Source organism: Salinifilum ghardaiensis, assembly GCF_054491345.1.
Window position 1 is genome coordinate 2,993,457 of record NZ_CM137101.1, and the last position, 25,180, is coordinate 3,018,636.

At 72.0% G+C, this 25,180-nt stretch carries 21 protein-coding genes and 1 pseudogene; 9 read left to right on the forward strand and 13 right to left on the reverse strand.

Annotated elements, in window-relative coordinates; genetic code table 11:
• Nucleotides 1-36: 36 nt before the first annotated feature.
• Together ACVGV0_RS13640 and ACVGV0_RS13645 are read right to left on the reverse strand one after the other, a co-directional pair.
• A complete protein-coding gene (locus ACVGV0_RS13640; protein WP_459156048.1) occupies nt 37-897 on the reverse strand; it encodes a nicotianamine synthase family protein in 861 nt (286 codons plus the stop codon).
• A 69-nt stretch (nt 898-966) separates the two neighbouring features.
• A complete protein-coding gene (locus tag ACVGV0_RS13645; protein ID WP_459156049.1) occupies nt 967-2,622 on the reverse strand; it encodes an L-lactate permease in 1,656 nt (551 codons plus the stop codon).
• A gap of 153 nt (nt 2,623-2,775) precedes the next feature.
• Here ACVGV0_RS13645 and ACVGV0_RS13650 point away from each other — a divergent pair, with 153 nt between their 5' ends.
• Nucleotides 2,776-3,444 carry a GntR family transcriptional regulator gene (locus tag ACVGV0_RS13650; protein ID WP_459156050.1) on the forward strand — a complete coding sequence of 223 codons (669 nt, stop codon included), beginning with the start codon at nt 2,776-2,778 and terminating at the stop codon, nt 3,442-3,444.
• Between the two features lie 141 nt (nt 3,445-3,585).
• Here ACVGV0_RS13650 and ACVGV0_RS13655 read toward each other — a convergent pair.
• The 3 genes and pseudogenes from ACVGV0_RS13655 to ACVGV0_RS13665 form a co-directional block, all read right to left on the reverse strand.
• Nucleotides 3,586-4,287, reverse strand: a pseudogene (locus ACVGV0_RS13655) (substrate-binding domain-containing protein); the annotation flags it as partial.
• A 61-nt stretch (nt 4,288-4,348) separates the two neighbouring features.
• Nucleotides 4,349-4,825 carry a (2Fe-2S)-binding protein gene (locus ACVGV0_RS13660; RefSeq protein WP_459156051.1) on the reverse strand — a complete coding sequence of 159 codons (477 nt, stop codon included), beginning with the start codon at nt 4,823-4,825 and terminating at the stop codon, nt 4,349-4,351.
• A gap of 10 nt (nt 4,826-4,835) precedes the next feature.
• A complete protein-coding gene (locus ACVGV0_RS13665) occupies nt 4,836-7,175 on the reverse strand; it encodes a molybdopterin cofactor-binding domain-containing protein (protein WP_459156052.1) in 2,340 nt (779 codons plus the stop codon).
• Nucleotides 7,176-7,478: 303 nt separating this feature from the next.
• Between ACVGV0_RS13665 and ACVGV0_RS13670 the strand changes: the two genes are divergently transcribed.
• Nucleotides 7,479-8,360, forward strand: coding sequence for a helix-turn-helix transcriptional regulator (locus ACVGV0_RS13670; RefSeq protein ID WP_459156053.1), 882 nt, complete (start codon nt 7,479-7,481; stop codon nt 8,358-8,360).
• Nucleotide 8,361: 1 nt separating this feature from the next.
• On the opposite strand, the gene ACVGV0_RS13675 is transcribed toward ACVGV0_RS13670, so the two are convergent.
• Nucleotides 8,362-9,168 carry a GntR family transcriptional regulator gene (locus tag ACVGV0_RS13675; protein WP_459156054.1) on the reverse strand — a complete coding sequence of 269 codons (807 nt, stop codon included), beginning with the start codon at nt 9,166-9,168 and terminating at the stop codon, nt 8,362-8,364.
• Between the two features lie 180 nt (nt 9,169-9,348).
• Between ACVGV0_RS13675 and ACVGV0_RS13680 the strand changes: the two genes are divergently transcribed.
• The gene (locus ACVGV0_RS13680) at nt 9,349-10,230 is read left to right on the forward strand and encodes an amidohydrolase family protein (RefSeq protein ID WP_459156055.1); all 882 of its coding nucleotides are present in this window, start codon (nt 9,349-9,351) and stop codon (nt 10,228-10,230) included.
• A 206-nt stretch (nt 10,231-10,436) separates the two neighbouring features.
• On the opposite strand, the gene ACVGV0_RS13685 is transcribed toward ACVGV0_RS13680, so the two are convergent.
• Nucleotides 10,437-11,171, reverse strand: a complete 735-nt coding sequence (locus ACVGV0_RS13685; protein ID WP_459156056.1) for a class I SAM-dependent methyltransferase — start codon at nt 11,169-11,171, stop codon at nt 10,437-10,439.
• Between the two features lie 129 nt (nt 11,172-11,300).
• Here ACVGV0_RS13685 and ACVGV0_RS13690 point away from each other — a divergent pair, with 129 nt between their 5' ends.
• Both ACVGV0_RS13690 and ACVGV0_RS13695 read left to right on the forward strand, forming a co-directional pair.
• Complete coding sequence (locus ACVGV0_RS13690) at nt 11,301-11,879, forward strand: acyl-CoA-like ligand-binding transcription factor (protein WP_459156057.1); 579 nt, start codon at nt 11,301-11,303, stop codon at nt 11,877-11,879.
• A gap of 298 nt (nt 11,880-12,177) precedes the next feature.
• Nucleotides 12,178-12,978, forward strand: coding sequence for an alpha/beta fold hydrolase (locus tag ACVGV0_RS13695; RefSeq protein ID WP_459156058.1), 801 nt, complete (start codon nt 12,178-12,180; stop codon nt 12,976-12,978).
• A 178-nt stretch (nt 12,979-13,156) separates the two neighbouring features.
• Here ACVGV0_RS13695 and ACVGV0_RS13700 read toward each other — a convergent pair whose 3' ends face one another.
• The 3 genes from ACVGV0_RS13700 to ACVGV0_RS13710 are packed head-to-tail and all read right to left on the reverse strand — an operon-like array spanning nt 13,157 to nt 15,938.
• Entirely contained in the window at nt 13,157-13,963 is an 807-nt protein-coding gene (locus ACVGV0_RS13700; RefSeq protein WP_459156059.1) for a citryl-CoA lyase, read from the reverse strand.
• Nucleotides 13,960-15,165: a CaiB/BaiF CoA transferase family protein gene (locus ACVGV0_RS13705; RefSeq protein WP_459156060.1), complete on the reverse strand. Its 1,206-nt coding sequence runs from the start codon at nt 15,163-15,165 to the stop codon at nt 13,960-13,962. Before ACVGV0_RS13705 ends, ACVGV0_RS13700 begins: the two co-directional genes overlap by 4 nt.
• Nucleotides 15,162-15,938, reverse strand: coding sequence for an IclR family transcriptional regulator (locus ACVGV0_RS13710; RefSeq protein WP_459156061.1), 777 nt, complete (start codon nt 15,936-15,938; stop codon nt 15,162-15,164). Before ACVGV0_RS13710 ends, ACVGV0_RS13705 begins: the two co-directional genes overlap by 4 nt.
• A 143-nt stretch (nt 15,939-16,081) precedes the next feature.
• Here ACVGV0_RS13710 and ACVGV0_RS13715 point away from each other — a divergent pair, with 143 nt between their 5' ends.
• The 3 genes from ACVGV0_RS13715 to ACVGV0_RS13725 are packed head-to-tail and all read left to right on the forward strand — an operon-like array spanning nt 16,082 to nt 19,180.
• On the forward strand, nt 16,082-17,119 hold the full coding sequence (locus ACVGV0_RS13715) for a Bug family tripartite tricarboxylate transporter substrate binding protein (RefSeq protein ID WP_459156062.1): 1,038 nt from the start codon (nt 16,082-16,084) through the stop codon (nt 17,117-17,119).
• Complete coding sequence (locus tag ACVGV0_RS13720; protein WP_459156063.1) at nt 17,116-17,664, forward strand: tripartite tricarboxylate transporter TctB family protein; 549 nt, start codon at nt 17,116-17,118, stop codon at nt 17,662-17,664. Before ACVGV0_RS13715 ends, ACVGV0_RS13720 begins: the two co-directional genes overlap by 4 nt.
• A 1-nt stretch (nt 17,665) precedes the next feature.
• Entirely contained in the window at nt 17,666-19,180 is a 1,515-nt protein-coding gene (locus ACVGV0_RS13725) for a tripartite tricarboxylate transporter permease (protein WP_459156064.1), read from the forward strand.
• Between the two features lie 126 nt (nt 19,181-19,306).
• Here ACVGV0_RS13725 and ACVGV0_RS13730 read toward each other — a convergent pair whose 3' ends face one another.
• The 3 genes from ACVGV0_RS13730 to ACVGV0_RS13740 all read right to left on the reverse strand — a co-directional run bounded on the left by ACVGV0_RS13730 (nt 19,307) and on the right by ACVGV0_RS13740 (nt 24,067).
• Entirely contained in the window at nt 19,307-20,710 is a 1,404-nt protein-coding gene (locus ACVGV0_RS13730; RefSeq protein ID WP_459156065.1) for an Nramp family divalent metal transporter, read from the reverse strand.
• 25 nt (nt 20,711-20,735) lie between these two features.
• Complete coding sequence (locus ACVGV0_RS13735) at nt 20,736-21,890, reverse strand: sialidase family protein (RefSeq protein WP_459156066.1); 1,155 nt, start codon at nt 21,888-21,890, stop codon at nt 20,736-20,738.
• A gap of 458 nt (nt 21,891-22,348) precedes the next feature.
• Nucleotides 22,349-24,067 carry a carbon starvation CstA family protein gene (locus ACVGV0_RS13740; RefSeq protein ID WP_459156067.1) on the reverse strand — a complete coding sequence of 573 codons (1,719 nt, stop codon included), beginning with the start codon at nt 24,065-24,067 and terminating at the stop codon, nt 22,349-22,351.
• Nucleotides 24,068-24,210: 143 nt separating this feature from the next.
• On the opposite strand from ACVGV0_RS13740, the gene ACVGV0_RS13745 reads away from it, so the two are divergent.
• Complete coding sequence (locus ACVGV0_RS13745; protein ID WP_459156068.1) at nt 24,211-25,035, forward strand: hypothetical protein; 825 nt, start codon at nt 24,211-24,213, stop codon at nt 25,033-25,035.
• Nucleotides 25,036-25,180 lie beyond the last annotated feature (145 nt).

Here is a 25,180-nt window from a genome sequence, read left to right on the forward strand (position 1 = left end):
GGTCTCGCCCGCGGGCGAGACCGACGTGCTCGCCGATCAGGCGGGGCGCGCCACGAGCACCGAATTGACGACCTCGTTGCACGGGTGCACCTCGAGCAGCGGGCGGAACCCGTGCAGCTCGTCCGCCGAGATCACCGGGTACAGGGCGGCGCGCATGCGGTGCGCCGAGCGGACCTGCAGCGTCGTCCGCGGGTGCAGCCGCCGGGCGAGCGCGTCGAGCACGGACCTCTTGCAACTGCCGTCCTCGCCCACGAGCGCGGCCAGCACGACGACATCGGCGTGGGCGACGTCGTCGCGCTGCGCCGCCGCGACCGCGTCGGCGTGCACGGTGCCGACCCGGTCGGACAACCCCAGCGCGCGGGCGACCCCGGCGGCCAGGGTGCAGGCCCCCTCGTCGCAATCGACGTGGACCACGCGCGCTCCGTGCTGGTGGGCGTGCACGAGACCGGTCAACGGCAACGGCCCCGCGCCGAGGAAGGCCACCGAGCGCGGTTCGCCCGCACCGACGGCGGCGGCCGCGGCGCGTTCGACGCGGACGAGGTCGTGGTAGTTGTCCAGGTACGGGAACCGGTTCAGGACCGCCCACGGTGCGGCCGACCCGAGCAGCTCGCGCGCCCAGTGCTGTTCGAGCCGTGTCTCCCCTTCAGCGCTGAGCCGGCGCAGGGAGTGCAGCAGCGCGGTGGAATCCGGTCGGGATAACACCTCGCCGGCCGTCCGCTCATCGGCCGAGGTGCACAGCTCGACCAGTCGGCCGAAGAGCGCGTCGGTCTCCGCGGAGGGGCGCAGGTCGGTCTGCTGCAGCCGGTCGTTGAGCCGGCGCAGCTCGTCGAGGAGGTCGGCCGCGTGCGGGAAGGTGGGCAGGCTTGCCGTCGGTGCCGCCGGTTCGGGAAGATCCATGCTCGTAGCATATGTGAAAATGGGTACCATTATCATTAGAGTGGAAAGGTGGTATCCACAACACCGCCATCACGGCAGCATCCAGCCCAGCACCGGGGTGGCCTGCAGCGCCACGAGCAGGCAGACGCCGGCGAGCAGCGCCAGGCTCCAGCCGACGGTGCGGCGCAGCAGCTCCCCCTCGCGCCCTTCCAACCCCACCACGGCAGCGGCGATGGCCAGGTTCTGCGGCGAGATCATCTTCCCCACGACGCCTCCGGAGCTGTTGCCCGCGGCCAGCAGTTGCTCCGACAGTCCCGTCTGCTGGGCAGCCGTCATCTGCAGCAACCCGAACAGCGAGTTCGCCGAGGTGTCCGAGCCGGTAACGGCCACGCCCAGCCAACCGACCACGGGGGACAGCAGGGCGAACACGCCGCCGGCCTGGGCGAGGAACAGCCCCAGCGTCACCGTCTGGCCGGAGAAGTTCATGACGTAGGCCAGCGCCAGCACCGACGAGACCGTGACGATGGTCCACCGGAACTGCCCGAGGGTGTCGCCGTAACTGCGCAGCGCCCGGGCCGCCCGCACGCGGTAGATCAGGGCGGTGAGCACGCCCGCCACCAGCAGCACCGTGCCCGCGTTGAACAGCTCGAACTCGAAAGCGGTGCTGGAGGCAGGAGCACCGGAGCTGTCGAGCACGCGCAGACCCGGCCACGCGAACTCCCACGTGGCGTGCTCCGACAGCCAGTCCGACACCGCCCCGAAGGTGGTCACCGCGAACAGGCCCACCACGATCAAGTACGGCGCGAAGGCCCGCAGCGCGGAGCCCTTCCCCTCGCGCCGGTCCATGGCGGTGTCGAACTCCTCGCTCGGCGCCGTGCCGTCCCCGCCGGCGACGACGGGCACCTGCCGCGTCACGGCCAGCCGCTCGCTCGGCTGCCACACCCGCAGCAGGCCGACCACCGCGAACGCGCCGGCGAACGCCGCCACGACGTCGGCGATCTCGTAGGCGATGAAGTTGGCGGCGAGGAACTGCGCCACGCCGAAGACCGCACCGCCGAGCAGCGCCGCCGGCCACGTCTGCCGCAGCCCCCGCCGACCGTCCACCATGAACACGAGGATCAGCGGAACGACCACGGCCAGCACCGGCGTCTGCCGGCCGACCACGGCGCCGAGCTCGGCCGCGTCCAGACCCGTGACCTCGCCGAGCGTGGTGATCGGCACGCCCACCGCGCCGAAGGCCACCGGGGCGGTGTTGGCCACGAGCGCCACCGCGGCGGCGCGGATGGGCCGCACCCCGAGCGTGACCAGCATCGCCGCCGACACCGCCACCGGTGTGCCGAACCCGGCCAGCGCCTCGAGCAGCGCGCCGAAGCAGAAGGCGATGATCACCGCCTGGATCCGCTGGTCGTCCGACAGCGAACCGAAAGCCCGGCGCAGCACTCCGTCCCAGCCGGTCAGCTCGGTCAGCTTGTAGATCCAGATCGCGTTGAGCACGATCCAGAGGATCGGCACCAGTCCGAACGCGGCACCCTCGGTCCCCGCCAGCGCGGCCTGCACCGGCGGCATGCCGTAGCCGAGCACGGCCACGGCGACGGCCGCGGCCAGTGCGACGAGCGAGGCCTTCCAGGCCTTCCAGCGCATCCCTCCGAGCAGCACGAACAGCGTCAGCAGCGGCAGAGCGGCGATCAGCGCGCTCCACCCGAGCGACCCCCACAGCGGGGCGTAGGTCTGCTCGTAGGCCTCCATCGGCCCTCCTCGATCGTCCAGCAGCGGCAGACGTGGTGGCTCAGCTCACGTACGATTGCCAGACAATGACCTCTGCCTGTCGAACTGTCAACAGCTCGAGCAGGTGTTCGCGGGGGCTCCGGAGAGGCACGACCGGATCGTCGAGGAGGCGCCATGGCGCGCACTGCGGGACAACCACTGGCGACGGTGTCGGTCGTCGACGCGCTCATCGCCTCGCTGCGCGAGCGGGTGCTCGACGGCGAACTGACTGCCGGCACGACCCTGGCCGAGAACGAAATCGCCGCGGACTACGGAGTTTCCCGCCCCACTGCCAAAAGCGCCCTGTCCACACTGGTCCAGCAGGGGTTGCTGCGCCGCGAAGCCAACAAGCCCGCGACCGTGCCGCAGCTCGGACCCGCGGACGTCGAGGACGTCTTCCTGGTGCGCACCCCGCTGGAACTCGAAGTCGTGCGGGCGCTCGGCGCCCGGGGCACCGCACCCGTGCGTGCGGCCGAACGCGCCGTCACCGACTTCAGCGCCCTGCGCGACACCGATTCGCCGAGCGCGTTCGCCGAAGCCGACCTGCGGTTCCACCAGCTGCTCGTCGACGCGGTTGGCAGCCCCCGCCTCACCCGCCTGTACCAGGCCATCCGCGGGGAGATCCACCTGTGCATGGTGCAGACGCGCCACACCCTCGGCCACGACCGGATCGCCGCGGAGCACACCGCGGTGCTCGACGCCCTGGCGGCCGGCGACGCGGACGGCGCGGTGACGCGGATGCGCGAGCACCTCGACGGTGCCCGGCGCTCACTGCGGGGGCATTTCGACGAGCCCGGGCGCTGAGCGGCGCTCGGGCCTTCCCGCCCCGAGGTCGCACGAGGTGCCGCCGCACCGCCGCCGCGGCCCCACCGGGCGGACCAGGGCCCCGGCGAGGTCCTTCCACGGCGAGTCCCTCGCGGCGGTGCGCCCGTGCCGCGGCGTTGGTCAGCGGCGGCACCCGCACGAGTCGCGGTGGACGAACCGCGACTCGAGCCTGCGCTCGACGGGTGCGCGGTCGGGGTCGTCGAGGCAGTCGATGAGCAGCCGCACCGCCTCGGCCCCGATGTCGTGACTCGGCTGGGAGATCACGCTCAACCGCGGTGCGAACAACTCGGCCCAGGGGAAGTCGTCGAAGGCCACCAGCGCCACGTCGTCGGGAACGGCCCAACCGAGGTTGCGGATCCCGTGCATGCAGCCGATGGTCATCGCGTTGTTCGCGGTGATGATCGCTGTCGGTGGCTGTTCCAGCCGCAGCAGGTCCTCAGCAGCCCGGCGAGCGGACTCGACTTCGGAGGAGCCTTCCCGGTGCAGGTCCGCAACAGCGGTGATGCCGTTGCGCCGCAACCCTTCCCAATAGCCGGCGAGCCGCTCGGTGGTCGTGCTCAGGCCGGTGATCCCGGCGATGAAGGCGATGCGGCTGTGGCCGAGGCCGGCCAGGTGATCAACCAGCTCCGCGGTCGACTCGGTGTTCTCGGCGCACACCTGGTCGTGGCCGGCGCCGAGCACGCGGTCGGCGAGAGCGCAGGGAGTGTTGTTCTCCGCGAGGTAGCGCACCGTCCGTTCGGGGTCTGCCGACGGCGCGAGGACGATGCCGTCGACCCGGCGTTGATGCAGGTGCGACACGACGCGGAGCTCGTGCTCCGGATCATCGCGGGGGTCGGCGCTGAGGTGCGGGCCGCCGCGGGGATCCTGCGGCGGCGTCCTGCTGCTACATCCTCCCGGCCCCCTTCTTGATGGCCTCGCGGATGCGGGGGTACGTGCCGCACCGGCAGATGTTGCGGATCTCGTCGAGGTCCGAGTCGCGGACCTCGTGGCCTTCGGCCCGCGCCTGCCTGACCTTGGCGACGGCGGCCATGATCTGCCCCGGTTGGCAGTAGCCGCACTGCGAGACGTCCTGCTCGAGCCAGGCGTCCTGCATCGGGTGCAGGTCCCCGCCGACCGCGTCAGCCAGCCCCTCGATCGTCGTGATCTCGTCGTCCTCACCGATCGCCGACACCGGCACCGAGCACGGGTTGAACGCCTTGCCGTTGTAGTGGCTCGTGCAGGCCTTGCAGACGTTGATGCCGCACCCGTACTTCGGCCCGGTGATGCCGAGGAGGTCGCGCAGCACCCACAGCACCCGCACGTCGTCCTCGACGTCGACGGTGACGCGCTCGCCGTTCAGGATGAAAGAGTGTTCGGGCACGAGTTCCTCCTCAGTACGCGTACTTCAGCCCGTCCGTCGGCGACGGCGGAAGCGGCGGTTCCTTCGGCTTCGGGTCGAACCCGAGCGTGTCGTGGTTGATGGGGAATCTGGTGGGCATCTCGCCGACGGCCCGCGCGTAGGCGCAGGCCACGGCGGCCATCGAGGAGGCGACGCCGAGCTCGCCGGCACCGCCGGGCTCGCCGGTGGTGGGCGGCATGACGATGATGTTCGTCTCCGGCGGGACGTTCCACTGCCGGGTGTAGAAGTAGTCGTCCCAACTGCCCTCCAGGAACAGGCCGTCCTGCAGGTGCAGGCTCGAGGTCAGCGCCAGCGCGATGCCGTCCATGAGGCACCCCATCATCTGGGCCTCCAGCCCCCGCGGATTCACCGGAAGCCCGACGTCCACAGCGGACACCGCCCTGGTCACCCGCGGTCCGGTCACCGCGTCGCGGATCCGCCGCCCCGTCGTCTCCGGGCGGCAGTCGATCTCCACCAGCACGGCGTTCACCCCGTAGTACTCGGCGTGGAACCCGATGCCCTGCGCCGTGCCGGCCGGCATCTCCCTGCCCCACTCCCCGGCTTCGGCCACCTCGTCGAGCACCGCCCGGGCGCGGTCGTCCTTGAAGAACCGGCGGCGGAAATCGCGCGGGTCCTCGCCCATCTCACCGGCGAGCCGGTCCACGATCAGCTCCCGGGCGCAGGTCACGTTCGGCGAGTAGACGTTGCGCATGCTGCCCGTCGGGAAGTCGTCGTAGGTGAACACCTCGTTGAGCAGCTGGTCGGCCACCCCGAACTCGTAGGGCACGTGCTGCGTGGTGGCGAAGATCGTCTCGGACAGCGTCAGGTTCGCGACACCGGGCGGGAGCTTCGAGGCCATCGCGGTGACGATCTCGCCCAACCCGTGGGTGAAATCGGTGGCCACGCTGGTGTGCCGCTGCTCGTAGGTGAGCACGTCCTCCCCCGAGTAGGAGACCCGGATCCGGGAGGTGTTCATCGGGTGGGTGCGCCCGTGGCGGGAGTCGTCGGTGCGGTGCCACATCAACTTGACCGGTTTGCCGAGCTCCTGCGAGATCTCGGCGGCCTCCATCGCGGCGTCGTGGAACAGCTTCCGCCCGAACGACCCGCCGCCCTCGGTGACGTGGACCGCGACCGCGTTCTGCGGCAGCCCGAGCTTCTCCGCGATGAGCCCCTGCGCGGCGATCGGTACCTTCAACCCGCTCCAGATCTCGGCGCGGTCGGGTCTGACGTCCGCGATCGCGCTGTTCGGCTCGAGCGCGCTGTTGCTGTTGAAGTAGAACGTGAACTCGCCCTCCAGGGTCTTCGCCGCGGGGTCCACGTCCGGGACGGCCAGCGGAACCTCGCCGGATTTCAGCTTCTCCAGCACGCTCGCGTCGGACTCGCCGTCGACGCTGCCCGCGCCCCAGGAGACCTCCAGCGCGCGCACGGCGTCGATGCACTGGCCGAAGGTCTTCCCGCGCACGGCAACGCCGGTCGACACGGGCACGACGTCGGTGATGCCCGGCATCCGCCGCACCCGGTCGAGGTTGCCCACCGACTCGACGGGCGCGTTGAGCCTGGGCGGGCGGCAGACCATCGTCGGCAGCGCATCCGGGACGTGCAGGTCCGTGGCGAACTTCTTGCGACCGGTGACGATGTCGCGCGCATCGATGCGGTTCTGCGGTTTTCCGATCACCGAGAAATCGGCGGAGGGTTTCAACTGCGCGGAAACCTGCCGCGTCCGCCCGGCCGCGGCCTTCTCCGCCAGTTCCCCGTAGTCGACGCTCCTGCCGCCCGGAGCGCTGATCACACCTCCGTGCGGGGTCAGCTTCGCGACGGCCTCGTCGAGCTGGGCCGAGGCGGCTCGCAGCAGGCTCCCCCTGGCGATGGCGGCGGCGACGCGGATCGGGTTGTAGGTCGCGATCGTCGTGTTCGACCCTCCGGTGAGCTGGTTGAACACGAGCTCCGGACGGGCATCGGCGAGGCTGATGCGGACCTTCTCCACCGGCAGGTCCATCTCCTCCGCGATGATCATCGCCGTGGAGGTGGTGATCCCCTGCCCGACCTCCGCGCGGGGCAGGGCGAACGATACCGTGCCGTCGTCGTTGACCTGCACCGTGATCAGGTTCGAAGTGGGCCGGGCCGCATCGGTCAGCATGTCGTTGAGGTCGTAGATCTCCGCCGGCTGCGGTGGGGAGTGGACCGCGGCCGCGGCCTCCGGACCGGACCTCCCCGCCACCAGCTCCGCCGCCGACACGAGCGTCGGAGCGGCGAGCAGGTAGCCTAGGAACCGGCGCCGCCCCAGATCGGATCGCCCGTCCCCCAGGTGCGGCGGTTGCGAGTCCTGTGCCATCGATCGTTCCTTTCAGCACGCACGACACGGCGGGTGTCCGCGAGCTCGCACGGGGCAACAGATCGCAGGTGAGGATGGGCTCCGACGCGGCGCCGCACTACTGACGTTCGTCAGTAGTGCGGCGCCGGAGGGGTTTCCGCCGCGGTCGGAGCGGTGCAACCCCCGGTGCTCCGTCCCGCCGGAGGCCGGTCGCGCGCTGCTGCCAACGGATCTCGACACGTCCCTGTGCGCTGGGTAGTCTTCCCGGACCCTCGTGGGATCAGCTGCACCGGAGCAGCTGCCGCCGGCGGTGCAGGGGGAGGCATGGACCACCAGCCCAGAGGACTGGATCACGCCCGGCTCGAGCAGGTGCTCGCCGACATCCGAGCCGCCACCGAAGTCGACGCGAGCTTCGGCGGGATCACCACCCCCGAGTCGGCGGGGTTCACCATCACCCGCACCTGCGGCGCGCGCACGGAAGTCCTGCGCGACCTGGAGATCCGGAGCGGACTCGGCCTCGGCGGCAAGGCGATGAGCATGCGCAGCCCGGTGTGGGTGCGCGACTACACCCTGGCCCGGGGCATCACGCACGACTACGACCCCGCGGTGCGGACCGAGGGGCTGCGCGCGATCTTCGCCGTCCCGCTGACGGTCGGCGAGGACGTCCGCGCGGTGATCTACGGGGCGCTGCGGCAGGACGTCCCGCTGGGCGACCGGACGGTGCGCGCCGCCGACCTCGCCGTGCGCCGGTGCGCGCGGTGGGCCGTGCGCACCGGCGCCCGCGGGATCGCCGACACCGCGCAGGCCGCGCCGAGCGCGACCCCGGAAGCGCCCGGGACCGCGGGAGAGGCCCCGGGCGGGGCGGTTCCCGCCCTGCAGCGCCTGCGCAGCGCGCACGACGAGCTCGTGGCCATCGCCGACGCGGTCACCGACGAAGAGCTCAAGCAGCGGCTGCAGGACGTCTGCGCGCGGATGCGCAGCCCGCTGCAGCGCGTCACGAGAACACCGGCGGTGCACCTGTCCCCGCGCGAGCTCGCGGTGCTCACCCAGGTAGCCGAGGGTTGCAAGAACAGCGAGATCGCCGAACGGCTCGAGATCCTTCCCGGAACGGTCCGGGCCTACCTGCAGGCCGCGATGCGCAAGCTGGGCACGAACAACAGGGTGCAGACCCTCAACGCGGCGCGCGAGACCGGCTTGCTGCCCTGACTCAGGAGCCGGGGCCGTTTCCGGGGCCGGGGCCGTTTCCGGGACGCAGTCGCGTCACGAAGGAGAACCGGTCGCCCCGGTACAGCGAGCGGACGCGCTCGACGGGTTCCCCGTCGTCGGACCACGACACGCGGTGCAGCAGGATCATCGGCACGGACGGGTTCGTGCCGATGAGCAACGCCTCCCGCGGGGTGGCCAGCACCGTTTCGATCCGCTCCTCCGCCTCGTCGAAGACGACTCCGAGCTTCTCCCGCAGGAACGCGTACAGCGAGCTGTCCGGATCGAACTCGCCGAGCAGGTCCGGGAACCGCCGGCGCGGCAGGTACGTCGACTCCAGGCCGACGCGTTCGCCATCGGCCAGCAGCACGCGCTCCAGGTGCACCACTTCCCCGCCGGCGGCCAGTCCCAGGTCCGCCGCGAGCTGCTCGTCGGCCCCCACCACCTCCGCGGTGATCAGCGTGCGCCCCGGCTCGATGCCCTGCGCGCGCATCCCCTCGGTGTAGCTGACCAGCGCCAACGGCTGCAGCAGTTTCGGCCCCGCCACCACCGTCCGGCTCCCCTGCCTGCGCAGGAGCTTCCCCTCCAGCACCAGTTCACCGACGGCCTGGCGCAGCGTCACCCGCGAAACGTCGAACCGCTCCGCGAGCTCCCGCTCCGGGGGCAGCTCCGCGCCTTCCTCGAGGTCCTCGATCAGCCCCAGCAGCGCGGTCTTGACCGCGTAGTAGCGCGGAACGCGACCGTGCTCCGGAACCCCCGCCCGGACGGGGTCGCCCGCCCTGCGCGGCGGGCCGTGCGATTCAGTGGCCATACCCGAAGCGTAAGCGGGATCCGGCACCGCTCGGGCGGCGAGCGCAGGTGCGCCCCGCCCACACCGGGCGGTTCCGCAGCGCTCGCAGGGCAGCGTCCCGCCGCGCTGCGCGGCTTGGGAGACTGCCGGGAGGGACCGTTTGCGCGGCGGCAGCGCGCAGGACGACGGGAGGAGCGGACGGTGGTGGACGCGGACGAGCGCACCGCGGTGCACCGGTTCTGGTGGGAGCTGGGCCTGCCCGGCCTCATCGACGTGCACACGCACTTCATGCCGCAGCGGGTGCTGGCGAAGGTCTGGGAGTACTTCGCCGCCGCGGGGCCGCTGGTCGGGCGACCGTGGCCGGTCCGGTACCGGCAGGACGAGGACGCGCGCCTGGAGACGGTGCGCGGATTCGGCCTGCGCGCCTTCACCTCCATGGTGTACCCGCACAAACCGGGCATGGCGGAATGGTTGAACTCCTGGAGCGCCGACTTCGCCGCGCGGACACCGGAATGCCTGCACACCGCGACGTTCTTCCCGGAGCCCGGGGCCGCGGACTACGTCCGCCGGGCGCTCGGCAGCGGCGCCCGCGTGTTCAAGTCGCACATCCAGGTCGGCGACTACGACCCGAACGACCCGGTGCTCGACCCGGTGTGGGGGCAGCTGGCCGAGGCGGGCGTTCCCGTGGTCACGCATTGCGGATCCGGCCCCCGACCCGGCACGCACACGGGACCGGAGCCGATCCGGCGCCTCCTCTCCCGGCACCCGCGGCTGCGGTTGGTGGTGGCGCACCTGGGCATGCCGGAGTACCGCGAGTTCCTCGACCTGGCCGCGGAGCACCCGGGCGTGCTGCTGGACACGACCATGGTGTTCACCGATTTCATCGAGGAGGAGGCGCCGTTCCCGCGCGCGCTGCTGCCCCGGTTGTCCGCCCTGGGCGACCGCATCCTGCTGGGCACCGACTTCCCGAACATCCCCTACCCGTACTCGCACGCCCTCGAGGCGCTGGCCCGGCTGGACCTCGGCCCCGACTGGCTGCGGGCGGTCTGCCACGACAACGCGGCGCGCCTGTTCCGGCTGTAAGGCCCGCGATCACCCGAGGCGGCGGACCAGGCCCGGCTGCGCGCCGAATACGCCGCGGTGCTGCGCCGCCTGCTCGGAGGTCTGCGCTCCGCACCGCCCGCCCCGTGACGGTGACCGCCCCCGGTCCGGACACCACCGCCGGGCGCTCGTGCGAGCACGTCAGCGCGCACGGCCCGGCGCACCGCGCGCTGACGTCTGCCGCCCGCTCAGCGGCGCACGCCGCGCAGGTGCCACATCCGCCCGCGGATCCGGCCACGCTCATCGGTGCTCGCCACCTCCGGGTTCACGGTCATCCCCGCCTGGCGCAGCGCCTCCAGCCCGGTCCGCTCGAGCTCCTCGACGGTGAACGCCGTGGTGTACTCGGTCTCCGCGATCTCCCGGACGTCCCAGTGGGCGCCGAGGTGCTCGCGCAGGTCCGCGGGGCTGACCGTCATCGAATCCGCCATCCGGAAGCCCTCGCCGCGATCGGCGAAGCAGAACACGTGCAGCTCGGCGCCCGGGGCGGTCACCCGGTGCAGCGCCGCGGAGTAGGCGGAGCGCTCCTCCTGGTCGAGGCAGTGGTACAGCGCGCTGTCCAGCACCGTGTCGAACGGGCCCGGCACGCCGTCCATCGTCGTGACGTCGGCGTGCACGAAGTCGATGTCAGCGCCGCGCTCCTCGGCCCGCCGGCGGGCCGTGGCCACAGCGGTCTCGGACCCGTCGACCCCGGTCACCGCGATCCCGCGGTCGGCGAGGAAGATCGCGTTGTCCCCGGTGCCGGAGCCCGCGTCGAGCACGGCGCCGCGCAGCTGCCCGGCGTCGGCGGCGGCCACCACGGCCGGTTGCGGCTCGCCGATGTCCCACGGGACCCGGCCGAACGGCACCTCCACTCCTTCCACCGGCGACTTCCCCTGGTAGAAGGCTTCGAAATCGACCTCGTCGACGGTGAACCCGGATGCCATCCTCGTGCTCCCTCCCTGCGGACGCGACTCACCCCGGGGCGTGTCCGAGGCACGTCCAGGAAATGACACACCGTGCCACTTGTCAATGCGGTAGCATGTTTCGGGCGAGAAGGGGAGGATCCGGGCACCATGGACCTGCGCGAGCGCAAGAAGGCACTGACGAGAGCCGCGATCGAGGACACCGCGATCCGCCTGTTCACCGAGAACGGCTACGACGCGACGCCCATCGACGCCGTCTGCGAGGAGGCCCTGGTCTCCCGGCGCACGTTCTTCCGCTACTACACCGCCAAGGAGGACGTCGTGCTCGGCCGCTCGCGCGACGCCTACGCGCTCGCCGAGGAGGAACTGCACCGGCGGCCGGACGGCGAGCCGTACCGGGACTCGGTGTGCGCCGCGTTCCGCCTGCTCGACCCTCTCTTCGACGACGACCGGGAGCGCCAGCTGCAGCGGGTGCGGCTGCTGACGGAGGTGCCGGCGCTGGCAGGCCCGTTCCTCAGCGCGCTCGCCGAATTCGAGGCGCTGCTGGCCGGGTTCCTCGCCGAACGCAGCGGGCGCCCGCGCGACGACGCGCGGGTGCGGCTCGGCGCCGCCGCGGCGACCACGGCCTTCCGGGTCGCCGTGGAGATCTGGCGCGACCACGGCGGTGAGCCGAACCTCGCGGAGCTGGCGCAGGAGAACCTGGACCGCCTGCTGCCCGCGGAGGTTTGACAAGTGACCGCGCGAATCGGCGGCCGTGCTCGGGCCGCACCGGCCCGCCAGGCAAGCGGCGCAGCCGCTTCCTCCCGCGCATGCAGAACGCCCCATCGCGGTTCCTCCGGCGCCGCCTCGCGAGGACAACCCCGTAAGGTGCTGCTCCGGCCCGCTGTTCGGAGCGGGAAGTCGGGGGCGACTGGGAGTCGGAGGTTTCTCCCAGCTGCCCACCCTCAACAGCCGATCCGAGCATTCTCCAAACCACGGCCTCCGCCGAGAGGACGGCGTGCGCAGGCACTGACCGGAGAGGAACGGGATGACTCGCGCCGAGGACGGGACCCGCGCGACCGCGCACGCCGCGGACGGCACGGCGCTGGCCTACCAGCACCGCGGCACCGGCTCCCCGCTGGTGCTGCTGGCCGGGCAGGGCAACGACCACCGCTGGTGGGACGGCGTGCGCGAGGACTTCCACGGCATCCGCAGCACCGTCACGGTGGACTACCGCGGAACGGGCGGCAGCGGCGCTCCCGAGGAGCCCTACTCGACGCGCGGGTTCGCCGCGGACGTCGTCGCCGTGCTCGACGACCTGGGAGTGCAGCGCGCCGACGTGTACGGGACGTCGATGGGCGGCCGGGTCGCCCAGTGGCTCGCCGCGGAGCACCCGCAGCGCGTTCGGCGCCTGGTGCTCGGCTGCACCTCCCCGGGCGGGCGGCACGCGGTGGAGCGCGACGCGGCGGTGCGGCGCGCGCTGGCCCAGTCGGATCCGGACGCGGCGCGGGAGGCCCTGCTGGACCTCATGTTCACGCCCGGGTGGCTGGCCCGGAACCCCGGACCGCACCCGGTCCTCGGCGACCCCGCCATGCCGCCCCGGGCGAAGCGCAACCACCTGGTGGCCAGCAACAGGCACGACGCCTGGGACGCGCTGCCGCGCATCACCGCGCCGACGCTGATCCTGCACGGGGACGACGACCGGCTCACCCCGGCCGAGAACGCCGCGCTGCTCGCCTCCCGCATCCCCGATTCCCGGGTGCACCTCCTGCCCGGCGCGCGGCACGCGTACTTCCGCGAACGGCGCGCTGCGGCCGGTGCGCTGGTCACCGGCTTCCTCGCGGACTGACGGGCCGCGCGGCAGGTGGAGAGCTCCCGCTCCGGTTCCCCAGCCCCGCGTTCGCCGGGGAACGGATCGCGGTCCGCGGCGAACCCGCGGACGGCGAGCGGGGCTGGCCCGCACCTCGCCGCGCACCGGAACACCCGGCACGCCACCGCCGAGGCGTCCTCCGCCGAGGAACCGGCGATCACTCCGCCGAGTCGACCGGATCCCGCAGGGCGGGACCGGTGTAGTCGGCGAGGTGGGAGCGCGGGACGGGTCCTTTGATCCGGGTGCCGCTGCCCCGTTCCTCCCAGGCGTGCGCGAGGATGCCGACCGAGCGGGACAGCACGAACAGCCCGCGTCCGAGCTCCGGCGGGAATCCGAGCTCGGCGTAGACGACCGCGGTCGCGCCGTCGATGTTCATCGGCACGGGTTCGCTCGTCCGCGCCGCGATCCGCCGTTCGAGCTCCAGTGCCGCAGCCAGGTGCTCACCCGGCACGGTTCCGTCGGCAACCGCGTCCTGCACGAGGTCCAGCAGCGGGTCGCGCCGGGGGTCTCGCGGGTGGAAGCGGTGCCCGAAACCGGGGACGTAGTCGTGCTCGTCGAGCACCTCCTGCACGACGCCGCCGAGGTCGGCTCCCCGGGCACCCACCCGCTCCCGGACGTCGTCGAGCAGGGCCATGCACTGCTGGCCGGCACCACCGTGCACGTCGCCGAGCAGGTTCACCCCGGTGGCCACCGCGTTGTTCAGCCCCACGCCGCAGGTGGCGGCCATCCGGGCCGCGGCGATCGAGGGGGCCTGCGGGCCGTGGTCCACCGCTGCGGTCAGCGCGGCCTCGAGCAAGCGCGATGCGCCGCGCCCGGGGAGCTCGCCGCGCAGCATCAGCCAGATCGCGTCGACGAAGGAGACCTCGCCGATCAGCCGCTCGATCGGGTAGCCGCCGAGGGCGATCTCGCCCGGTCGGATGCGCACCAGGTCCGTCGCCCAGTGCGCGGAGGGGTCACCGCTCATACCGCTCCTTCCCGCCGCAGCCGGTCGATGTCGGACTGCGCGTAGCCCAGTTCGCCGAGCAGTTCCGCGGTGTGCTGGCCGAGGGCGGGCGGCGCGCTCGCGGGGGCGCAGGCCTGCTCGTCCACCCGCACGCCGCTGCCGAGGACGTGCACCTCCTGCCCGCCGCCGGCGGGGTGCGGCAGGGCGTGGACGAGTTCCCGCTCGGCGATCTGCTCCAGCTCGAGGACGTCGGGCACGTCGAGCACGCGCGCCGCCGGAACACCGCGCGCCGACAGGGCCTGCTCCCAGTGCAGTGCCGTGCCGGTGCGCAGTCCGCGCTCCAGCTCGGAGCGCAGCAGCTCCCGATTGGTCTTGCGCTCCTCCCGCTCGGCGAAGCGCGGGTCGGTGGCCAGCTCGGGCCGGCCGATCTCGGTGCACAGCGACTCGAACTGCTCCTGCTTGTTCGCCGCGATGTTGAGGAAGCCGTCCGCGGTGCGGAACGTTCCCGACGGTGCCGCGGTGGCGTTCTCGTTGCCCATCGGCCGGGGTTCGACGCCGGCGATGAGGTAGTTCGACACGGCCCACCCCATCGCGGTGACCGCGGTGTCCATCATGGACAGGTCGAGGGTCGCCCCCTCGCCGGTGCGCTCCGCGCGCAGCAGCGCCGCGGACACGGCGAACGCCGCGGTCATGCCGCCGAGCGTGTCCGCGACCGGGTAGCCCGCGCGCAGCGGGGCGGTGCCGCTGCTTCCCGTCGCGCTCATCATGCCCGAGAGACCCTGGACGATCTGGTCGTAGGCGGGCCGGTCGGCCATGGGGCCGTGCTGGCCGAACCCGGAGATCGCGCAGCAGACCAGCTTCGCGTTGAGCTCGTGCAGCCGCTGCCCGTCGAAACCGAGCCGGGACAGCACGCCGGGCCGGAAGTTCTCCAGCACGACATCGGCGCCGCGCACCAGTCCGGCGAAGACCTCGGCGCCCTCCCGGCTCTTCAGGTTGAGCGTCATGGAGCGCTTCCCGCCGTTCTGCGCGAGGAACGACGCGCCCAGCCGCGCTTCGTTGAGCTCGGCGTCCGCACCGAGTTGGCGGGCGAGGTCCCCGCCTCCCGGTGCTTCGACCTTGACGACGTCGGCCCCGAACAGGCCGAGCTGGTAGCTGGCGAACGGTCCGGCGAGCACGTTGGTCAGGTCGAGCACGCGCACGCCGTCGAGCAGTCCACTGGTCACGTTTCCCCTCCGAACCCGATCCGGGAGATCCGCGCGGCCGCGTCGATCACCGCGCCGCTGAACTCCTCCACCGCCCGCTCGGTGAACCGCGGAGTGGGCCCGCCGACGGCGAGCGCGGCGAGCACCCGGCCGTGCTCGTCGACGACCGGCGCTGCGACCCCGGAGGCGCCCACTTCGCGCTCGCCGTGGCTGACCGCGAACCCGGCCTGCGCCGCCGCGGTGATCTCCGCGCGCACCGCGGACGCGGCACGCCGGCGCGGGTCGTGCTCGAGCACCGCGGCGAGCACCTCGTCGTCCACGTCGGACAGCAGGACCTTGCTCGCGGCACCCGCCCACAGCGGCAGTTCGTCCCCGACCCGCACCAGGTGCCGCACGGTGCCGGTGCCCTCCTGCTGTTCGATGCAGATGCGGGAGCGGTCCGCGCGCACGTACAGGTTGACCGTCTCCCCCGTCGCGGCGGCGAGTTCGCGCATGGTGCCGCGCGCGGACTCCGGCACCTGCCACGCGGTCCGGGCCAGGTTCGACCACCGCAGCAGCCCGGGACCGACGGTGATGCGCCCGTCCGGCTCGGACCAGAGCAGGCCGCGCCGCTCCAGGGTCGACACCAGGCGCAGCACCGTGGTCTTGGCCAGCCCGCTGACCGCGGTCAGGTCGCGCACGGTCCAGGACAGGCGCTCCTCGGTGAACAGCCCGAGCAGGTCCAGCGCACGCAGCACGCTGCGCACGCCCGCGTCCGCCCTCGGCTCCCCGGGAACCGCGGCGGCACTGGACATGCGATCACCCCCTCCGTGATCGTTGCCACACAGCTACTTCCCCGCTAAAGTAGCACGCTGTCCGCTTGTCGGACCTAGTAGTCCGCCAGGCGGACCGACGCCAGCTCGTCCCGCGCCCGACGACGCACGCGAAGGAGCTCGGAGTGACCACGACCGATCAACCGGAGCGACCGCGACCGGCACCCGGCCCCCGCGCGAAACGCCTCGTGGTGCGCACCGCCGCCTCCGTCCTCGGCGTCGCGCTGGTAGCGCTCGGCGTCGCGGACGCGCGCACCGGTGCCCAGGCGGGCGCGGGACCGCGCGAACGCCTGCGGATCACGGTGCCCGCGGCACCCGGCGGCGGCTGGGACAGCGTCGGCCGCGAGATCCAGTCCGTCGCGGACGACCGCGACCTGGTCGGCACCACCGAGGTGCAGAACATCCCCGGTGCCGGCGGCACGATCGGGTTGTCCAGAGTGGCCAACCAACCCGGCCGCGGCGACACGCTGATGATGACCGGAACCGTCATGATGGGCACCATCGCGGCCACGGGATCGCCGTACGACCTCAACGACGTCACCCCCATCGCACGCCTGGCCGACGACTACGGAGTCGTCACCGTGCCGGCCGATTCCCCGATCCGCACGCTCGACGACCTCCTCCGGGCGTGGCGGGCCGATCCAGGATCCATCGCGGTCGGCGGGGGCTCCGTCGGCGGCACCGACCACCTCCTCGCCGGCATGCTCATGGACGCCGGTGGTGCCGACCCGCGCGAGTTGAACTACATCGCCTACCCCGGTGGCGGCGAAGCGGTCGCGGGCATGCTCAACGGCAGCCTCGACGCCGGCGTGTCCGGCTACGACGAGTTCGCCTCCCAGATCGAGTCCGGACAGCTGCGCGCCCTGGGCCTCTCGGCGGGCCGTCCCGTCGAGGGCATCGACATCCCGACGTTCCGGCAGCAGGGCGTCGACGTGGAGCTGGCGAACTGGCGCGGCGTGGTCGCCCCGCCCGGCCTGTCCGACCAGCAGCGCGAACAGCTGCAACGGCTCGTCGAGCAGGTGCACGCCACCCGGCAGTGGCAGGACACGCTGGACAAGCAGGAGTGGCAGGACACGTTCCTGACCGGCCCGCGGTTCGAGCGGTTCGTGGCCAGCGAGACCGCCCGGATCACCGAGATCAGTGAGGAGCTGGGACTGGCATGAGCACCGCACCGTCACCGGCGGCGACGACACCGGTCACGCGCCGCGCGAAACCGCGGGGCGAGCTCGTGGTCGCGCTGCTCGTCGCGGCGATCGCGGCGACGCTGCTGGTCCGCACCGCGAGCATGGACGTTCCCGGCACCAGCGGCTACCTCGGCCCGCAGTTCTTCCCGGTCCTCGTGGGCGTTCTGCTGCTGGTGCTCAGCGCCCTGCTGGTGCTGCAGCACCTGCGCGCGCCGGCGCCCCCGACCGAGCAGGAGCACGCCGACGAGTCCGCGCCGTCCGAAGCGGCCGGTGCTCCCGGGATGGACTGGAAACCGTTCGGCATCGTCGTGGCCACGCTCGTGCTGCACGTGCTGCTGCTGGAACCGCTGGGCTGGCTCATCGCCGGCGCCGGCCTGTTCGCCGGCGTCTCCTACGCCCTCGGCGGCCGGCACGTGCTGCGCGACATCGGCATCGCGTTCGTGCTCTCCTCGGCGGCGCAGCTGGGATTTTCGGCGGGCCTGGGCATCACGCTGCCGGCGGGCGTGCTCGGCGGGGTGATGTGACGTGGACACGATCTCGCTGCTGCTCGGCGGGTTCGCCGAGGCGGCCACGCCGATGAACCTCCTGCTGTGCCTGCTCGGCGTCGTGCTCGGCACCGCCGTCGGCGTCCTGCCCGGACTGGGCTCGGCCATGGCGGTGGCCCTGCTGGTGCCGCTGACGTTCACGCTGGAGCCGACCGGTGCGTTCATCATGTTCGCCGGCGTGTACTTCGGCGGGCAGTTCGGCGGCGCCACCACGGCGATCCTGCTGAACACCCCGGGCCAGAGCTCGTCGATGGCCACCGCCTTCGAAGGCTTCGCCATGGCCAAGAACCGGAAGGCCCCGCAGGCGCTCGCCGCGGCCGTGCTCGGTTCGTTCGTCGGCAGCATCATCGCGGTGACCGTGGTCGTGTTCTTCTCCCCGGTCATGGTGGACCTCGCGGTGAGCTTCGGGCCCGCGGAGTTCTTCGCGCTCGCGGTCTTCGCCTTCGTCGCCACCTCGGCGATCGTCTCCGGCGACAAGCTGCGCGGGCTCACCGCGCTGGGGCTGGGCCTGGCGCTCGCCCTCGTCGGCATCGACGAGCAGAGCGGCGCGGTGCGGTTCACCTTCGGATCCCCCCAGCTGCTCGACGGCATCAGCATCGTCGTGGTGACCGTGGGGATGCTGGCCATCGGCGAAGTCCTGCACGTCGCCTCCACCGCGGAGCGCACCCCGGCCGACGAGACGGTCACCTCGGGCCGGCCGTGGCTGTCCCGGCAGGACTGGAGCCGTTCCTGGCGCCCCTGGCTGCGCGGCACCGCGCTCGGCGTGCCGTTCGGCGTGATCCCCGCCGGTGGCTCGGAGATCCCGACCTTCCTGTCCTACGGAGCGGAGAACCGGCTGGCCGCCCGCCGCGGCGACGACGAGTTCGGGCGCGGCGCGATCGAAGGTGTCGCCGGGCCGGAAGCGGCGAACAACGCGACGACGGCGACCTCGCTGGTCCCGCTGCTGGGGCTGGGACTGCCGACCTCGGCCACCGCCGCGATCATGCTCGGCGCGTTCCAGCAGTACGGCATACGCCCCGGGCCGATGCTCTTCAGCGAGGAGAGCGACCTGGTGTGGGCGCTGCTGGCGAGCCTGTTCCTGGGCAGCGCGATGCTGCTGGTGCTGAACCTGCCGTTCGCACCCGTGTGGGCGAAACTGCTGCGCATACCGCGCCACTACCTGTACGCCGGCATCGTCGTGTTCGCCACGCTCGGCGTGTACACGGCGAAGTCCTCGATCGCCGACGTGGTGCTGCTGTACGCGGTCGGACTGCTCGGATTCCTGCTGCGGCGGTACGGTTTCCCGATCGCACCGGTGCTCATCGGCGTCATCCTCGGCCCGCTGGCCGAAACGGAACTGCGCCGCGCCATGGCGATCAGCCAGGGCGACGTCGGTTTCCTCTTCCACAGTCCCGTCGCGCTGACCCTGTACGGGCTGCTCGTCGCGGCGCTCGTCGTGCCGCTGCTCCTGCGCGCCCGCCGCGCGCGCACGGGCGAGACCGCCGGAAGCCGGTGACGCGCAACAGCATTCCGACCGCCGGGTCGGCTCGCTCCGGACGGGAGCGAGCCGACCCGCGGACTCCGCGGCCAGTTCAGGCACCTGCGCTCCACGGCCGCGGCCATCCTGCCCGTGCCCGCGGGATCACGCGCCGGGGAGCGCCCCGACGAGACCGGTGATGAGTTCGTAGGTCGCCCACAGGCCGACGGCTCCGATCAGCACGAGCAGCGCCTTCTCCCACCACCGGTTGGCGTGGCCCCGCGCCATGAGGTCGCGCCGCGAGGTCATCACGATCAACCCGATGATGATCGCGGGCACTGTCAGCACGTTGAACGAGTTCCCGAGCAGCGTGATCAGGACCATGCCGGGCATGCCGGGCGCCGAGAAGACGATCGGCACGGTCGTGATGAACGCGAGGATCGTCCAGAACAGCGGGTCGTGCAGGAACATCTCCTTGTCGGGGACCCCGCCCAGTTCGCGCCTGCCCCGCAACCGCCGCATGCGCTCCGGCCGCGACTTGTGCAGGGATTCGACGAACATGCGCACGAACACGCGCGGCTGCGTGACGATGTTGTTGAAGACCGTGAAGAACACCGCAAGCCACATGATGGGCGGCCCCCAGGGACCGATCGCCTTCTCCATCATGTTCGCCAAACCGTCCGCCGAGGACACTCCCTCGCCCGTACCGTGCAGCGTTTCGGCCGCCACCACCCACACGGCGAGCACGAGCGCGAACATCACGAACGTGCCGAAGCGCAGGTCGATCCGCTGCATCCTGCGGAAACGCGCCCCGCGCCAGCCTTTCTCGTGCATCAGGTACGGGTACAGCAGGTTCGAGGCGGAACCGCCGACGGCTCCGATGAGCCCCACCGCGGTGCTCACCGCCGTGATGTAACCCGCCCGCCCCGGCGGCATGTCGAACAGCAGGCCGCCGAACAGCCGGCCGAAGTCGACGCCCGTGCCGAACAGCGCGAGCAGGAAACAGGCCACGAGCACGCCCATGGTGATCTGGGCGACGATCTCGAGCCCGCGGAAGTGGCCGCTCCTGCGCGAGGCCAGCCACAGCGCCGCTCCGGTCGTCACGGCGGCCCAGAACGGGATGCCCCACGCGCCGAGCGGCAGCGCGCCGCGGAACAGGTGGTCCAGCGCGGTGCCCGCGGCCAGCAGCAGGAACGAGACGTAGACGAACCCGAGCACGCAGGTGGTCGCGCCGAGGTAGATCGGGAAGCCCTTCCACACGCGCCCGTAGCCGTCCATGATCGTCTCGTCGCCGACGGCGTTGCACAGCTGGTACTTCGACATCGACGAGACGATGACGTAGCGCGACAGGACCGCGACCAGCAGCGTCCAGATGAGGGCGTAGCCGTACATCGACCCGGACACCGAGGCGCTGATGAAGTCGCCGGTGCCGAGCCAGGACATCACCACGACGATGCCCGGGCCGAGGCTCTTCAGGTACTCCGCGACCGTGCTCGGCGGTTCGGCGGCCGGGGACGCACCGGTGCCCGGTGCCGCGGAGGCGGTTTCTCCGTTGGTCTCGTGACGCATTGACGCTCCGCTGCGCGACTGCTGTTCACATGCCGGCCCAGTCGGGGACCGCGCGCACGTGCTTGATGGCTCGGCGGTGGTGGGTGTACGCGAGGTGCAGGTACCCGTCGGCTGTTTGCACCACCGAGGGGTAGGACAGTTCGCGGTTGGTTCCGTCCCGCGAGTTGTTCGTCAGACAGTAGCCGTCACCGCTCTCCAGATCCCGGCGCACGGGCCACGTCTCGCCCCCGTCCTCGGACAGCGCGAGGCTCATCGGGGCGCGCGGGGCTCCCCAGAAGGCAGTGCCCGCGGGCCCCTCGGCGGGCCCGCGGTCCGCGAGGGCGTCCCCGTCGATCTCGTCGTACAGCGAGGCGCGGCGGGCGGTCGCGTCGGCGGCGCTGCTGGGGTTGAAAGCCAGCGCCAACCGACCGTCGTGCAACGCGGTCGCCTGGATCGACGAGTTGTTGTTCGGCAGGCCGGTCGGGGTCGGCTGACTCCAGCGCACGCCGTCGTCCGACCGGCTCCGGTGGATCGCGTCGGCCTGCCTGCGGCGGAACAGCGCCAGCAGCGCGCCGTCGGGCAGCGGAACGATGTTCATGTGCACGCATCCCGTGCTGCCGGGGACGTCGTGGTGCTGCCAGGTGGCACCGCGGTCGTCGGAGACGAGCACCGCGCTCGTGTCCTCGTCGCCGCGCCAGCGCCCCACCGAGGGTCGGACGCAGTGGAACACGGGCAGCATCCACCGGCCGGACGCGCCGACCACGACCGGTTGGCGGACGAAGACACCGCAGCCGTCCCCGGCCGGGACGAGCGTGCGTGGTTCCGACCAGCTGCGCCCCTCGTCGTGCGAGAGGGACACGCGCACCTCGGCCGTGTCCTGGTGGCCGGAGTGCTGCGCGGTGTACAGCAGCCACAGCGCCCCGTCGGGTGCGCAGAACAGCACCGGGTTCTGCTCGGAGCACCGCGGATCGGCCGAGACCTGCACGGGGTCGGACCACGCGCTGCCCTCGAGGCGGGCGAACCAGATGTTGATGTCGGGCAGGCCTTCCTGCGTCCCGCCGAACCACGCGCAGCCGAGGGCACCGCTGGGCAGCGGCATCAGGTTCGCCGCGTGCGACTGGGGCGCCGGCGCGGCCAGGAACGCCTCGCAGCGGCCGGGATCGTCGGTGGGACGCAGCACCCCGTCGCTGGTCGCGGTCATGCGGGGACTCCTTCGGCGTGCCGGTGTTTCGCGATCTGCGTTGCGGAGATCACCCTCGCACTGTTGCGTACTTCACGCAATATTTACAGCACAATTCGCGCAACCCGGTCCGCGCGCGCCCCACCCGACCCGCTCGCTCCGGAACGCTCCCCCAGCAGCGAGCACTGGCGCCGGCCCCTCTCACGCACCCCACGCGTTCTCGGTACCGCACCGCAGGCCCGTTCGCTCGCCCGCCGGGGGACGCAGAACCCCGGGGGGCGAGCGGACCGGTCACCGAACGGGCGACACTCGCAACGCACCGCGCCGCGTGCGCGAAGTGCGCAAACAGAGAGCGATATCGCGGATGGTTGCGCGCCCCGCGCACCCGCCCCGGCACGGCCCGCGACGACGAAAGGCCGGCCCGGGCGCAGCCGGGCCGGCCGAGGGAGGTGCCGCGGAAGAGCGGCGGAACCGCGCCGCTACGACTCCTCGGTGGCGCTGACGGCGGACTCGCCGCGGGTGCGCAACTGCCACGCGCGCCGGAAGGCGATCGCGGCCTCGACGACCATCCACAGCGCCAGCAGGAAGATGACCGCGTCCAGCGGAGCCAGGAAGAACACCTGCAGCGGATCGTCCGCCGCGAGGAACTGGCCGAACTGGACCACCAGTGCCCACGAGGTCATGATCGCGAGGAACACCCAGGGCACGAGGATCGCGACCGGATTGCGGCCGCTCTTGGTCACCCACACCGCGATCACGGCCAGCGCCAGGCCGGCGGTGAGCTGGTTGGTGGTGCCGAACAGCTGCCACAGCGTGCCGAACGCGAAATCCCCCGGGAGCAGCGCGATCACCAGCGGAAGCAGCACCGCGACGAAGGTCGCCGCGGTCAGGTTGCGGGTCAACGGCCGGATCCGCGCCAGCTCGGCGATCTCCTGGACGATGTAGCGCTGCAGCCGCACCGCGGTGTCCAGACTGGTCGCGGCGAAGCTGATGACCACCAGCGAGGCGAAGATCGTGCCGATGCCCACCGGCGCGCCGAGGTTGGTGGCGAACTGGGCCACGCCGTCGACGAAGTAGCCGGTGGCCCCGTCGGAGGCCTGGTCGAAGTTGGCGTAGAGCTGGTTCCACTCCCCGGTCGTCGCCGCCACGCCCGCCGTGCAGGCGAGGATGGCGCACAGGGCCAGCAGCCCTTCGCCGGAGGAGGCCAGGTATCCCACGTAGCGGGCGTCGGTCTCCTTGTTCAGCTGCTTCGCCGTCGTTCCCGAGCCGACGAGGCTGTGGAACCCGGACACGGCGCCGCAGGCGATGGTGACGAACAGCAGCGGGAACCACGGCGGCGAGTCCGCGGGCACGTCGTTGACCGCCGGGGCGACGATGCTGTTCCAACCGACGGCGACGCCGAGGATGATCACGGCCAGCGCCAGCACCATCTGCATCTGGTTGATGTAGTCGCGCGGCTGCAGCAACGTCCACACCGGCAGCCGCGAGGCGAAGAAGGTGTAGGCGAAGATGAGCACGATCCACAGCGTCTCGGCGTCGAGGCCGATCGCACCCGCCAGCGGATCGATCGTGATGGGCCACATCTGCCCCACGGGGATGCTCAGGTAGATCAGCACCATCGCGAGCACGGCGGGCACGAGCGCCGTGGTGCGCTTGCGGTAGACGTACTGCCCCACGCCGATCGCGAACGGCACGGTGAGCAGGACCGGGAGCACCGCCTCCGCGTTCTCCGTGAACAGCTGCGCGATGACCACGGCGAACACCGCGTTGACCATCGTCAGCAGGAAGAAGATGATCAGCAGGAACAGCGTCCGCGCGCGACGCGTGATGATCTCGCTGGTCAACGTGCCGATGCTGCGCGCGCGGTGCCGCACCGAGATCACCAGCGAGCCGAAGTCGTGCACTCCGGCGGCGAAGATCGTGCCGAACACCACCCACAGCAGCGCCGGGCCCCACCCCCAGAACACCGCCGTCGCCGGACCGACGATCGGCGCGGCGCCCGCCACCGAGATGAAGTGGTGGCTGAACACGATGTGCTTGTTGGTGGGGACGAAATCCACCCCGTCCTGGTAGGTGTGGGCCGGGGTGACGGCGTTCGGGTCGAGCGCGTAGACGCGCTTGGCCAGGTACGCCGAGTAGTAGCGGTAGGCCAGTGCCAGTGCCGCGATCGCGGCCACCAGCACGACGACTGCGGGCATGGAATTCCTCGTATCGCACTGCGGTTGTCGGGAATCCCCCCGGGACCGCGCTCGCGCGCCTCGGCCCGGCGCAGTCGTCCTGGGAGGACCGGCTAGAGTTCGCCTGAGAAGGTAGCAACTCACAGCGCCGAGACATAGGTTTCATGGCCGAGGAGATGGTTGCGGCTTGGTCTCAGGCCGCCACGGCGGAGATCCTGTGGACCACGCCGAGCGGGGCGCGCGGGATGCCCGTCGTGCCGCTGACGTGGCCCGAGCGGCGCGCGCCCTGCGCCGCCGTGCCGCTGTCCCAGCTGGACGAAGTGGATTCCCTGCCACGCTGCGCCGCGTTCGCCGTCCACACGCGCGGCGAACCCGCGGCGACGCTGGTGGCGACCGGCCGCGTCGAGGTCCGGTGGGACCTCGACGGTGCGGAGTTCGTCGAGCACCTCCTCGGGCAGGAAGCGGCGAAGCACCCGCCGACGCGACTGCGCGCGGACAGCATCATGGCCCGCCGGGAGAACTGGTGGTGGGTCCCGCGCGCGCTGGTCACGCTCGCCGAGAACGCGCGCGTGACCGCGCTACCGGCGCGCACCCGCGCCGAGGACGCGCTGCTCGTGCGGCAACCGTCCGGCACCGCTGAGACCGAACCCCGCACCACCGTCGTCACCGCCGCGCACTGGCCGGACCCGGGGCAGGACTCCCGCGTCGAGCTGTGGCCGCGCGACGGCACCGCGCTCGACGGCCGGGGCGAAGCCGCGCTCGTGCTCGGGCACCGGCACAGCCCCGATTTCGAGCGCTGGGAGCGCTGGTACCGCAGCGGCGCGGTGCACCGCGAAGCGCTGCACGTCTGGGCCGGCGACGGCGCACCGCGCTCCGGCGACGAAGTCCCCGGCGCCGCCGAACCGTTCGGGCTGGTCGACCGGCTGCTGCACCACCGCCGCGTGGCGAAGGCCTGCAAGGCGGGCATCGCCCGCGCGGAGAGGCGGTAGCGCTCGACCGCTCCGGCTGCGCCCGTCGCCCCCGAACGTCGCAACCAACCGTTTATCGGCAGCACCCTGGTCCGCGACCGCCATCGTCTGTACTGTGTCCGATTGTCAACAAAACAACAGAAAATCGCGGGTGAACACACGGATC

What these genes read in the sequence shown, in the direction of transcription:
- ACVGV0_RS13640 (WP_459156048.1), bottom strand. Translation starts at nt 897, where the DNA reads ATGGATCTTCCCGAACCGGCGGCACCGACGGCAAGCCTGCCCACCTTC.
- ACVGV0_RS13645 (WP_459156049.1), bottom strand. Translation starts at nt 2,622, where the DNA reads ATGGAGGCCTACGAGCAGACCTACGCCCCGCTGTGGGGGTCGCTCGGG.
- ACVGV0_RS13650 (WP_459156050.1), top strand. Translation starts at nt 2,776, where the DNA reads ATGGCGCGCACTGCGGGACAACCACTGGCGACGGTGTCGGTCGTCGAC.
- ACVGV0_RS13665 (WP_459156052.1), bottom strand. Translation starts at nt 7,175, where the DNA reads ATGGCACAGGACTCGCAACCGCCGCACCTGGGGGACGGGCGATCCGAT.
- ACVGV0_RS13670 (WP_459156053.1), top strand. Translation starts at nt 7,479, where the DNA reads ATGGACCACCAGCCCAGAGGACTGGATCACGCCCGGCTCGAGCAGGTG.
- ACVGV0_RS13675 (WP_459156054.1), bottom strand. Translation starts at nt 9,168, where the DNA reads ATGGCCACTGAATCGCACGGCCCGCCGCGCAGGGCGGGCGACCCCGTC.
- ACVGV0_RS13685 (WP_459156056.1), bottom strand. Translation starts at nt 11,171, where the DNA reads ATGGCATCCGGGTTCACCGTCGACGAGGTCGATTTCGAAGCCTTCTAC.
- ACVGV0_RS13690 (WP_459156057.1), top strand. Translation starts at nt 11,301, where the DNA reads ATGGACCTGCGCGAGCGCAAGAAGGCACTGACGAGAGCCGCGATCGAG.
- ACVGV0_RS13695 (WP_459156058.1), top strand. Translation starts at nt 12,178, where the DNA reads ATGACTCGCGCCGAGGACGGGACCCGCGCGACCGCGCACGCCGCGGAC.
- ACVGV0_RS13700 (WP_459156059.1), bottom strand. Translation starts at nt 13,963, where the DNA reads ATGAGCGGTGACCCCTCCGCGCACTGGGCGACGGACCTGGTGCGCATC.
- ACVGV0_RS13710 (WP_459156061.1), bottom strand. Translation starts at nt 15,938, where the DNA reads ATGTCCAGTGCCGCCGCGGTTCCCGGGGAGCCGAGGGCGGACGCGGGC.
- ACVGV0_RS13720 (WP_459156063.1), top strand. Translation starts at nt 17,116, where the DNA reads ATGAGCACCGCACCGTCACCGGCGGCGACGACACCGGTCACGCGCCGC.
- ACVGV0_RS13730 (WP_459156065.1), bottom strand. Translation starts at nt 20,710, where the DNA reads ATGCGTCACGAGACCAACGGAGAAACCGCCTCCGCGGCACCGGGCACC.
- ACVGV0_RS13735 (WP_459156066.1), bottom strand. Translation starts at nt 21,890, where the DNA reads ATGACCGCGACCAGCGACGGGGTGCTGCGTCCCACCGACGATCCCGGC.
- ACVGV0_RS13740 (WP_459156067.1), bottom strand. Translation starts at nt 24,067, where the DNA reads ATGCCCGCAGTCGTCGTGCTGGTGGCCGCGATCGCGGCACTGGCACTG.
- ACVGV0_RS13745 (WP_459156068.1), top strand. Translation starts at nt 24,211, where the DNA reads ATGGCCGAGGAGATGGTTGCGGCTTGGTCTCAGGCCGCCACGGCGGAG.